We start from the raw sequence: 12,000 nt of genomic DNA, 5'->3' as shown, positions 1-12,000 counted from the left end.
AAACCCATACGCAACATGTTATGGAATCTATAGCCTATAATTTATATAGAGCTCCAAATATCATTTTAAAGGGTTTTTAGGGGGATGGTATATCTAAAATATACAAATATTAACTTGAAAATCAATAAATAATGAAATTTATGCATCCTTAACCATAAAAACTACAAAAAATACAACTACAACCTTATCAAAAATTATAATAACTATCTATAACAACGGTCTCAATACGTTTGATAGGCTTGCCAAAAAAAGATGCGGATGATGCGATAAAAATTATGTATGGTACATTTAGTGAAAATGAACCAAACGTATCAGAAAACGCTAGACTTATCGGGACTTTATACAAAAAAATACTTAAACTTTACAAACAAGGTATATCTGGTGAGATTACTCAAGATAAATTAGATGATGAATTAAATAAATTAGATATGCCATCCAACTGGAAATCCTCCTTTAAAGCTGGAATATTACAGGACAAAACAATTTTTGAACAAGCCATTAGAAATAGCACTTAAAGCCATTTATATCTTTATGGTTTGCTTGCCTCTTGATCAAGCAAACCATAAAGATCTGTGTAAAAATTGCAAAAAGAACTCCACTTTCCGCTAAAAAAAAAGCGGTAAGCGCTCTCGTCCCTTTTATTTTAATCAACTGTTTTTTTATATGTAAACAAAGGTTTTTACACAGGGCCTTTTTGTTTCAGGAATATGGAAAAATAGCTAAGCAGATAAAGTCTCATTACCGAAAGCAAAGCTTAGTCACTCCAGCCTCTTTTTCTACTGTTATAGCTAAGGGCAATTTGTCTTTAAACAGTGGGTTGCTTTGGTCCTTTGCCAATGATTGGTAGATCAAATCCGCAACGCTATCTATAGCTTCGCTTTGCGCTGGATGGGGTGCCATCACATAGAGCCGTTCCGCTGCTCTTGTAAAAGCAACATAAAGTAAATTTAGGTTGTCTAGATGGACTTGCATCTGCTCGAGGTAATAGGCTTTGGCGTAATGGGTTTCTTTTAAATCTACCCCATAACTTATAGGCCATATAGGAAAGTGGGCCGATGGTTGTTGGTCGATAGACCATAAAATGGGTCCATTTTGTGGTGGATGATCCAAATTCCAATTACAAAAAGGGATAATGACTACTTTAAATGCAAGCCCTTTAGATTGGTGGATGGTCATTACTTTAACCACATTTTCATGATGACCTGTAGGCAGTTGTATGGCACCTCCTCTTTTTTCCCACCAAACCAAAAAGTCTGCTATAGAAGCGGATTTTGTAAGGCTGAAATGTAAAACAACACTTTGAAAAAAAGATAAAACATCTTTAAAATCAGAAGGATTTTTAAATAAAGAAGTGATCAGTAGCGCCACACAAGGATAGACAGATAAATTTTTTAAAAAGTCTTTTTGTACCCAAAATCGCTCGGGGAATACATTTTCAGTTGCACCATCTACTACGCCATAAAATCTATCATGATGTCCAATGGCCAAATCGTGGTCTATGCAATGCAAATAGGCTTGCACCCAAGCTGCTTTATTGATTAGATCATCGTCATCATTAAGATAATACAATGCATGGATCAATACTTTTACCGCTATATGACTCCATAAAGCATAGGCATGATCCGACCGTACCGCATAAGGACCAGTGGGATGGCTGGTTTGCCAGCCATTGGTTATCAAAGCGGCTTGACTATTATTGCGCACCAATAGGACTATATCGTTTGCTGGGATCTCTTCTTTTTGCAACTGTTCTAGCAGATCTATACAGTTTTTTTGCGCATGGACTTTCCAATGCATAAGATGACCTGCTGGATCTATTTGGTCAGAGGGAAGCAGGTACAATTCTACATGGCCTCCTTTTTGCCCATTGGTTTCTTGGACCACATCGCTATAGGCTCGCCTTATTTGGGCCCATTCATGTGACAATGCATCAATAGGATGAAAATTAGAGCTGCTTTCAAGGTACTCCACCAACCGGTTGGCAGCCGTTTTAAAGAAATAATTATTAAATAATACAATAGCCTCTTGGCTGCGCCTATTGGTCGTTAAATAATGAAGGGTACTTTCCTTAAAGGCTGCTTCTACTTGATGGTTCAAAAGTTTCCAATTGCTGCCACGCCAACGGTAGATAGATTGTTTGACGTCTCCCACTAATAGACTACTATAGCCTTGGGCCAGACTATTACGCAACAATGGTTTGATATTCATCCATTGAAAAAGAGAAAGATCTTGAAACTCATCTATCAGAAAATGATGAAATGAATGGCCTGTTTTTTCATATAAAAAAGCAGCATCGCTTTCCTGAATGGCTTGGTAAAGCAAGGCAGCAATATCTGACATAAAACAGACATTGTTTTTAGATCGATACCGTTCCAACCCTATGAGCAATGCACCTATCATACCAAAAGCATAGGTAAAACGGGCAGCTACTAGCGCTGTTCTATAGGCCAAACCCTCTCTTTCATACAAATCTATAGCCTTTACAAGCAAAGGATGGAGCAATTGCTCCACTACCCTAGCAATAGAAAGGGCATTATCCTCTTTTTCCCTATACCAACTGGTTAGATTATTTTTTCCTATAATAGCTCGTTTGGTTGGCGCAAACCCTTTTTTACTAGCCAATCTTAAAAAATAACCTATTACCCCTTTGGTACCATAGGTAAAATCTGTTGGTGAAAGGTCCTCTTGGTGCAATATGGTCAAGGCGGCTTGACCGATTTTTTGCATGCTTTGTGCAAAAGAATGGACACATGCTTGTGTAGCCAACAGAAATTGGGGCCATGCTTCTTGTTGCTGAAAAGCGATTAATAACGCTTTTTCATGTAGCTTAAACCCTTCATCAAAAAGTGATCTACCTAGCTCCTGAATGTTGCGTTTAATATTCCAGCTTTTACCAACCAATAGTTTCGTAAGGGCAAAATCTACCATCCATTGTTGCAAAAATGGATCATCTAAGGTCAGTAGCTCTTCTATGGTTTCTTTTAAAGCCAATGATTCATCCATTTCAACCGAAAAATGGTGCTGTAAGCCGACTACTTTGGCAAAGGACTGAACCATTCTATGGAAGAAACGATCAATCGTAGTAACCGCGCAATCACCATAGTGATACACCATCATCGACAATACCTCCTTGCTGCGTACCTTTAGCTGAGCAGAGGTCCATCCTTCCTGGCATAACGTTGCTTGTAAAACGGTAGCTTCTCCAATAGATAAGCTATACAAATAGGCTAAAATGCGTTGCTTCATCTCTTGGGTAGCACGATTGGTAAAGGTTACCGCCAAAATATGTTTAAAAGCATCTGGATAACGCAAAGCCCATTGAATATAACGGGTTACCAATATATGGGTCTTACCAGCACCTGCAGAAGCACGATAAATATGCAATTGAGCCATAGCATTCATTTGATAAGCCACTAGATGAATATAACTGCATATATTCTTTTGATCTGTTCAAAAGATGGCTATACGGGTTCGATTCCATTAGGCCGGTAAGAGTAGGCTTTTGTATACTGCAAAATACCCTTCGTTATATTGATCATCATTTTGCACCCAAGGCAATTCGTTTTTTTTTAAAAAATCTTCAAATTCAACAGCATCAAGTGTTTCGCCACGCAATACCAGATCAGAATAGTCCATAGCAAATTGAATGATGTTCTGAAAACCACCAGGGGTCAATAATACTGCATCTTTCGGTGCAATACCGAGCTTTTCTATCTTTTCTGCCAGAAAGGGAAAATGGTGCGAGAAAGTATTATTATAAATCGTAAAAACAAGCTTAGCTTTTGTAAAAAGAGGATGGTCTTGATACATTTTTTTCCAAAAGATAGGTATAAGAGCCGTTATCCAATCATGACAATGTACAATATCTGCTTCCCACTCTAATTTTTTAAGGGTTTCCATTACACCCATGCAGAAAAAAATCATGCGCGAATCATTGTCCTCAAAAAAATTATTATTTTGATCCTTAAAAACCGATCTTCTACTGCCAAATAAATCGTTATTGTCTACAAAATAAACCTGTAATCGGGTATTAGGTATCGTGCTTACTTTTACAGAAATAGAATGATCTACATCATTTACTGAGACAATAGAACCTGATAAACGCAACACTTCATGTAGCCTATTCATCCGGTCATTGATGGTACCAAATTTAGGTACTACAATTCGTACATCTATCTGTTTGCTTTGCATGGCTTCAGGCAGCCTACGTACACAATTTGAGACAAGGGAAGTTTCCAAAAAAGGAGCTATTTCACTTGCTACATATAGTATCCTTTGTAGAGACATCATGGAAGATACTTTTAAAGGTCGGATTAAAACAAGCATTTTAGCAAACTAGCTTTAAATATAATGTTTTTTCTTTTTTTTTTAAAAACTCATGTTCAATAATTTTTTATTTTAATTTCTTATAAATGCAAATAGATTGCTACAATCTAAAAGGGTTGCAATAGATTGACAACATAATTTTTGTTAACTTTACAGCTTTGCTTTTTGCAATTTTTAATATTAAGGGGAACGAGGTTAGCAATGGTATTATGTATTGAATTTGAATTGTAATTTTATTAACTTAGGAGAAAGGGAAAATCTATACCAAGGTATATATACGGGGAAGCATCATTTTTTAACATCTAGTTTAATTTAAAAACATAAGCAATGCAAAAAAACATAAATTTTTTATTTAAAAGTACGGTAATATACACCTCTATAGGATCTTTTGCAGTTGCATGCTTCGATCAAAGTACACAAAGACATTTTTTAATGGGAACAAGGGATAGAAAAGAATTAAAAAACTATGCAAGTACAACCGATCAAAGTAATAAACGATTGATGCAAGACGAAGGCCAATGCTTAGATGTTTCTATACAAGCAAAACGCACCAAATCTGTTTTAGCACATACATATGAAAAAAATGATAACCAATCAAATATTGATCTTGATCTATTTCACCAGAAGCTAGATAATGTAAACGAAGGGACGACTACATGGGATCCTATTGCCTCAACACAAATAGCCCTAGATTCAACGGAAGGACTAGAAAAAAAAGCAAAAAAAACAGAAAACAATCAAGAAAAGCCTATGTATATAGACATTATTGATTACAAACCTCAGCCTATTTCTGACAAACTTAATGGTTACTATTCCACTGATAACGAGAATTTTTATGAGGAGATTATTGATACAGAGTCTTATTATGAAACGCCGCGGAGCAATAGTAGCCATCAAAAGGATACTGATCAAAAGCTAAGCCCGATACATCCAGAGCAAACGCATAAAAGTGAAGCACTTATTTATCAAAATGGAATCGATATGAACCAACATGAAGAGCCTATTTATGAGGAAATAGATTGTAAAAAGGAAGAGGAAAGTAATAAAAATAAACAGCCTATTCATCAAAATACATCATCAACATCTAAAAAACAGGGGATACGTTTTATGAATTTTTTCACATCACGGCGTAAATAACGTAAAATCTACTTCTAATTTTAAGGTTCTGTGGCGTATATATTTATTTGGTATAGATATTACCTTGATTATCTATCTTTTTTCCTTATTCGTGCAAAAATTTATAAGCCATACAATTCCCGAGATAATTTATTTTTATAGCGCAGATAATATCCATAAGAAACAAAGGCCACAGAACCTCATTAAGTCCAGCAAACTGGTTTATTCGCCTCCACACTCCCTAATTCCTTCTAAAGGGCTACTTTCTTGTACCGATTCGTCTTCTGCATCTTGAATCGGTAGATCGGCATTAAAGTCATTTAAATTTGGAGATCCTGCATTGATCCAAGCCGTCAACCAAAAGTTTCCTACTTCTTTAATCGACTGTTGCAAACGTGCTTCAACCTGTCCTTGTAGTGCTTGATGGTAGATAGTGGCAAATGCAACTGAATATTCTTTTTTGAGTAGCTGGCCATCTTGTTCAAAACTATATTTTGCTACCATAGGATATTGTGCTGAAAGCTCCTTTTCTAAATGCAATACCTCTTCAACCAATTCATGAGATGCCAACACAATATGCCAAATATGGCTAAACAGATCTTTTATATAAACCGCCTGTCCAACAAAAAGATTATAGGTATCAAAAAATAAAATAGGGAGTCGGGTTTCCCATAAAGCATGAATCCCTTCTTGGTCCGTCATTTGTCCATTGTAGTTTTGTGTAGTGTGTAAAGGAACATGCGCATCGGCAATATAATGGCCTAAATCTGCTGATTTTTTTAGAATTTTAGCAATATTCTTCTGCCTAAAAGCCTCTGTTAATTGCTTGTGTACATGGAGTATAGCCCAAGGAAGTTGACCATGTGCCTCTACCGCTCTAGCACCATACTTTTCAACAGCTTCTTCAAATAAAAGCTTTTGTCGACCCAATAGACCAGCTTGGTAATGCTCCATATCTATAAAGTGTTTTGAGGCTTCACCTTTGACCACATATCTACGTTTATCTGGATTTATAGATTTTTCAGTTAAAAATGTTAGATGGGGTTTATAAAAAGCAAACATAGCTGGCGGTAGCGTAGTAATAGCATACCGATTAATCTGCTTGTGTGCAAAAAAACCCCAAGACCAAGCCTCTAAAGGAAGGGAAAAGGTTATCCAAAACCAATAAATGGTTTGAATAAGTACGAATTTTTTTTTCATTGTTCTAAACAAGAAAATTGTAATGCACCCATCAAATGGGAAAGACTATGCCACTATGTAATGCGATCTTATTTATTCTTAAGCCCATCGATTTTGAATATAACAAACGTATATCGTAATACAACCTAAGTTCAGTATCAAAAAATTTTTATATTGATAATAAAATTATAAAATTTATAACAAAACTTATTTTATTAAGCTTTTGACTTAAAAACAAACAGCTAATAATCAATGTATTTAACATATATTCTTCGATAAAACGATGATTAAAAATTTATCATATACTAAATAGTAATCAGATATATTATTATATTTCTAATGGCAAGCAACTTTTGTGCATAGAATATTTTTTTATTCTAATTTTACTTACATTAAATATAGGTACAGATTAAAGCCAATAAAATAGCCCATTACAAACCATATTAAATCATTTTACATATGATGTATACAAAACACACCCCATATATTCACTTTTCTAGTATAGAAGCAATGTTGTATAGGATTTTTCTGTTTCTTTTACTTCCGGTCTATGGTTATGCTGAGCCATATTCATTGGTAAAAAAAAGTGATACCAGTCTACATGTAGCAGCTAAAAATGGTGATATAGATAGGGTAAAATCTTTACTAAAAAATCCAACGGTTGATGTAAATGCGAAAAATGATGCTAATCTTTCTCCTCTTCATCTGGCAGCCGAAAAAGATCACGTAGCAGTAGTGAAAGCGTTGTTAAAACGAACAGATATCTTAGTCAATACAAAGCATAAGCATAATGGTACCCCCCTTCACATCGCAGCGAAAGAAGGTCACGTAGAAGTAGTAAAAGCACTACTATGTGCTAGAGATATTCGTGTGAATTTAGGAGATTATGTTGGGCGTAATCCATTATATTTGGCAGCCGAACAAGGTCACGTAGCAGCAGTGAAAGTGTTGTTAGAACAATCCAATATTAATGTTAATGCAAAAAGTATATATGGTGTTACGCCCCTGCATATCGCAGCCTGTAAGGGGCATAGAGCAGTAGTAAAAACGTTACTAGCCGTTAAAGATATTTTAATAAATACTCAAAATGAAGGTGGTTATACGCCACTTAAATTGGCCATGATTCATAACCACTCAAAATGCGTTACCCTATTAAAAATAGCTCTAAAAAAACTTTAAAAAACAAAAGTACGCTTCGTTCGAAATTATCCAGCTATTTTTCTACGTTAGAACGAATGCTTCGCAAGCAATCCATCATTCAAACTATTATCAATCAAGTTAAAAATATTAGTCACATAGAACATGCTGGCGATGGAAATATTTATAATTGTATTGTGTATATGATAGGCCAGTATTTCAGCCTATGCAATAATAAAGAGAAAAAAAATCTATAAATAATATATTATAACTGATTTACAATAAATACAATCCCTAATTGACATTAATATAGCAATTTTTTTTAGGATATAATCTGTAAAAATAGCAGCGCTTTGGCTGGTCCTATCTTGGCCATCAAATAATTGAATGATATGTAAAAAAGTAGTATCTTGTACCCAAAGCAAGCATTTAAATATTTAATTCCATTCATATGGCAAATCATAAATCAGCTGAAAAACGCATACGATCAAGTCATACGAAGTATCTTCGCAATCGTTATCAGCTAAAAACATGTAGAACCTTTATGAAAAAGGTGGGTAAACTTACAGATAAAACCGCTGCAGAACAGTTGTTACCTAAGGTTTTTTCTATGCTAGATAAACTAGCAGCAAAAAACATTGTGCACAAAAATAAAAGTGCAAATAGTAAAGCCAAACTGGCTAAATATGTCAATAGGTTAACTGCAACTGTAGCCTAATCGCTTAAGTGATATGGCATCACACATGTATAGAACAGCTCCGCTCAAGATTCGAGACTGGGCGCCTGAAGATCGGCCAAGAGAAAAGCTACTACAAAAAGGAGCAGCAGCCTTAACCGATGCAGAGCTTTTAGCTGTCCTTATAGGATCTGGTACACGCAATACAAGTGTGGTGGTATTGGCACAACATATTTTAAAAACGAATGGCAATAGTCTTCAAGAGCTGGCCAAACGTTCTGTACAAGAATTACAGCGATTTAGGGGTATAGGAGCAGCAAAAGCAATTGCTATTGTTTGTGCTATGGAACTTACGCGTAGGCGAACCGATGAGCCATTCCGAAAAAAAGAACTGGTCAACAGTTCTTCTAAAGCTTATAAATTACTACAGCCAAATTTAACGGATAAATCTATAGAAGAGTTTTGGATTCTCTTGCTCAATAGAGCAAATTATCTCATCAAGAAGATAAAAGTTAGCAGTGGAGGCACTAGTAGGACTATTGTAGATGCTAAGTTTTTATTTAGATTGGTGCTAGACCATCAAGCTGTTTCTATTATATTGGCGCACAATCATCCCTCCGGCAATACCGCTCCGAGTACTGCTGATATCGCATTAACCAATTCGCTTGACAAAGCTGGGAAATTGCTTGATATAGCTGTTTTAGACCATATTATATTTACAGACAGAAACTATTTTAGTTTTTCTGATGAAGGACTGCTTTGAGGCCGAAGGTGCCAAAAATGCACGTAACCATTCTACCTATAGATATGTTGTAATCTTCTCAATTATTTTTATAAGAAGTTAATCGATATCTTTAGGCTTATTGCCTTCTTGTCACAATAAAGCGCAATAAACGATAATAGATGGACCACTTTTTTTCATTAACGTTATTTAAAACTACTAGTAGCCTAAGCGGCCATTAAACTAAAATATTTCATGCAACCATTACGTAATATTGCCATTATAGCACACGTAGACCACGGGAAAACTACCTTATTAGACAACTTATTAAAGCAAAGTGGCGCATTCAGAGCCCATCAAGAAGTAGCCGATCGGGTTATGGACTCTAATGATTTAGAGCGGGAACGTGGCATTACCATCTTGGCCAAGTGTACCTCTTTAGTTTGGAAAGATACCCGTATTAATATTGTAGATACACCTGGTCATGCTGACTTTGGTGGAGAAGTAGAACGCATCTTAAGTATGGTAGATGGCGTGGTTTTATTGGTAGATGCTGCAGAAGGAACCATGCCCCAAACGAAGTTTGTTTTAAGTAAAGCGTTAAAGCTGGGATTACGTCCTATTGTAGTCGTGAATAAAATTGATCGTCCGGATGCACGTGTAGAAGAAGTAGAAGATGAAATTTTAGAACTTTTTATAGCACTTGAAGCTACAGAAGCGCAATTTAACTTTCCTACTGCCTATGCTTCTGGCAGAGCAGGTTGGGCCAGTAGAACATTAGATGGTGAACGAAAAGATCTATCCCCTTTATTTAATCTAATCTTAGACCATGTACCGGCACCAACTGTAGATTTAAATAGTGATTTTTCCATGCTTATAACGGCAAGGGAATATGACCCTTATTTAGGCCGTATGCTGACAGGACGTATCTTTACAGGTAGCTTAAAAGTACAACAGGCCATCAAAGCACTAAACAAAGACAATGGAGTGGTAGAAAATGGCAAGGTTACAAAAATTATGGCTTTCCGGGGCATGGAACATCTACCCATTGAAACAGCATATGCTGGTGATATCATTGCGATTGCAGGGATGCAACAGGCCAACGTAGCGGATACTATTTGCGCACCTACCGTGATAAAAGCTTTACCTGCGATTCCTATAGATCCACCTACACTGGCCATTAATTTTTCAGTAAATGATTCTCCACTCGCTGGAAAAGAAGGGAATAAGGTTACTTTTAATGCCCTACGTGATAGGCTTATGCGTGAACTTGAATCAAATGTATCGATTCAAGTAACAGAAAGCGCTAATAAAGATTCTTTTGAAGTAGCAGGACGTGGTGAATTACAGTTAGGGGTTTTAATAGAAACAATGAGAAGAGAAGGATTCGAACTTTCCATCAGTAGACCTCGCGTATTAATTAAATTAGGAGCCAATGGTGAAAAATTAGAACCATTAGAAGAAATACAAATAGAAGTAGATGATGCATTTTCAGGTGCTGTAATTGAATCTATGAATGTGCGAAAAGCAGAGATGAGAGACCTGCGTCCAATAGGTGGAGACAAAACACGTATTATTTTTGTTGGGCCATCACGTGGTTTAATTGGTTATTATGGCACTTTTCTTACTGAAACTAGAGGTACTGGTATTATGAATAGGACCTTTCATAGTTATGGTCCCTATCGTGGAACCATTGCTGGACGACGCAATGGAGTACTGATTGCAATGGGTATGGGCGATGCAGTTGCCTATGCCCTATTTAATTTAGCAGACCGAGGTAAAATGTTTATCGGTCCAGGCGAAAAGGTCTACGGTGGGATGATTGTAGGAGAACACAATAGAGATAATGATCTAGAAGTAAACTTATTAAAAGGGAAACAGCTTACAAATATGCGCGCATCAAGCTCAGACGAATCTATTCGATTAAGTCCACCGGTTGCGATGACATTAGAAGAAGCGATTACTTATATAAAAGATGATGAGCGTGTAGAGGTTACACCGCAATCTATCCGCTTACGAAAAGCTATATTAGATCCTAATCAGCGAAAAAGAGCTGCTAAATCACATTACTAGTTTTTAACACAAAAAATCAAAAAAGTTCCAAAAACACCTTTAGATAAGTTTTCTTGCAGTACCATTCCTAGATGGTTAAACGCATAGCAATAATCGCTGCTTAGATTGTATGTATAGCGCGTTATGAGGGGATAAATGAGATTCCACTTTTAATGAAAGCGATCCGCTAAACAGATGTAGAGGTTAGGTATAACAGACTGTAAAATCTTTGGAACGATAGCTTCTAACAATGGAAACAATAGGCTATTATCTGTATAAATACTGGACAAAGTAGCAAGTCCTAGAAGCCGGCAACAGTAGATCAACAAACTGATAAAAAATGCTACTTTACACAACCCAAATAGTGCCCCTAGTAGGTTATCAAATATACCTAGCAGACCAATCACTAAAATGCCTCTTATTAATTTGACTAGGAAATAAATGACGCCTCCTCCTATGAAGAGCATGAAAACAGCCAAGCAAATAGGAAGATAAGTAGCTAAAGCAGGTAATTCCTCTTTTATAATAGGGAGCAATGTATAAAACATAGGTACACCTTTTATGCAACCCAATACTACTAGAGCGGAAGCGATTAGCTCTACCATAAAGCCTTTCTTAAACCCATTATAGCTACCCCAAATAAGAGGTATAATCAGTAAAACATCCAAACCATTCATAGTTTTATTGGCATCAATTTAAAAAAATATCTATTTCAATGTATAGCTTTAGAAGAAGTATTACACCATTTTTTTTAGGTAATGGTGCAATACTTAATTTTAATCTTTTTTCAATC

Annotated in this window: 10 protein-coding genes; 6 read left to right on the top strand and 4 right to left on the bottom strand. The window is 36.0% G+C overall.

What is annotated here, in order from left to right; translation table 11 throughout:
• Positions 1-239: 239 nt before the first annotated feature.
• Positions 240-515 (top strand): hypothetical protein, encoded by a 276-nt coding sequence (locus ACRRVB_RS03350; RefSeq protein ID WP_432466566.1) that lies wholly within the window; start codon positions 240-242, stop codon positions 513-515.
• Positions 516-738: 223 nt separating this feature from the next.
• On the opposite strand, the gene ACRRVB_RS03345 is transcribed toward ACRRVB_RS03350, so the two are convergent.
• Positions 739-3,402, bottom strand: coding sequence for a UvrD-helicase domain-containing protein (locus ACRRVB_RS03345; RefSeq protein ID WP_432466565.1), 2,664 nt, complete (start codon positions 3,400-3,402; stop codon positions 739-741).
• Positions 3,403-3,480: 78 nt separating this feature from the next.
• Positions 3,481-4,290, bottom strand: coding sequence for a glycogen/starch synthase (locus ACRRVB_RS03340; RefSeq protein ID WP_432466564.1), 810 nt, complete (start codon positions 4,288-4,290; stop codon positions 3,481-3,483).
• A 468-nt stretch (positions 4,291-4,758) separates the two neighbouring features.
• Between ACRRVB_RS03340 and ACRRVB_RS03335 the strand changes: the two genes are divergently transcribed.
• Positions 4,759-5,463, top strand: a complete 705-nt coding sequence (locus ACRRVB_RS03335) for a hypothetical protein (RefSeq protein WP_432466563.1) — start codon at positions 4,759-4,761, stop codon at positions 5,461-5,463.
• Between the two features lie 201 nt (positions 5,464-5,664).
• On the opposite strand, the gene ACRRVB_RS03330 is transcribed toward ACRRVB_RS03335, so the two are convergent.
• Positions 5,665-6,642 carry a zinc dependent phospholipase C family protein gene (locus ACRRVB_RS03330; RefSeq protein ID WP_432466562.1) on the bottom strand — a complete coding sequence of 326 codons (978 nt, stop codon included), beginning with the start codon at positions 6,640-6,642 and terminating at the stop codon, positions 5,665-5,667.
• A 438-nt stretch (positions 6,643-7,080) separates the two neighbouring features.
• Between ACRRVB_RS03330 and ACRRVB_RS03325 the strand changes: the two genes are divergently transcribed.
• From ACRRVB_RS03325 to typA, 4 genes are all read left to right on the top strand, one after another.
• Positions 7,081-7,800, top strand: coding sequence for an ankyrin repeat domain-containing protein (locus ACRRVB_RS03325; RefSeq protein ID WP_432466561.1), 720 nt, complete (start codon positions 7,081-7,083; stop codon positions 7,798-7,800).
• Between the two features lie 409 nt (positions 7,801-8,209).
• Positions 8,210-8,476: a 30S ribosomal protein S20 gene (rpsT, locus tag ACRRVB_RS03320; RefSeq protein WP_432466560.1), complete on the top strand. Its 267-nt coding sequence runs from the start codon at positions 8,210-8,212 to the stop codon at positions 8,474-8,476.
• 13 nt (positions 8,477-8,489) lie between these two features.
• Entirely contained in the window at positions 8,490-9,197 is a 708-nt protein-coding gene (gene radC / locus ACRRVB_RS03315; protein ID WP_432466559.1) for a RadC family protein, read from the top strand.
• 213 nt (positions 9,198-9,410) lie between these two features.
• Positions 9,411-11,228, top strand: coding sequence for a translational GTPase TypA (typA, locus tag ACRRVB_RS03310; RefSeq protein WP_432466558.1), 1,818 nt, complete (start codon positions 9,411-9,413; stop codon positions 11,226-11,228).
• Positions 11,229-11,377: 149 nt separating this feature from the next.
• Here the strand turns inward: typA and ACRRVB_RS03305 are convergent, their stop codons facing one another.
• Complete coding sequence (locus tag ACRRVB_RS03305; protein WP_432466557.1) at positions 11,378-11,884, bottom strand: CvpA family protein; 507 nt, start codon at positions 11,882-11,884, stop codon at positions 11,378-11,380.
• Positions 11,885-12,000 lie beyond the last annotated feature (116 nt).

This window comes from Candidatus Cardinium hertigii (assembly GCF_050864855.1).
Classification (GTDB): domain Bacteria; phylum Bacteroidota; class Bacteroidia; order Cytophagales; family Amoebophilaceae; genus Cardinium; species Cardinium hertigii_C.
Note: the sequence above shows the minus strand (reverse complement) of the source record. Positions and strands in the feature narration are given on the sequence as shown.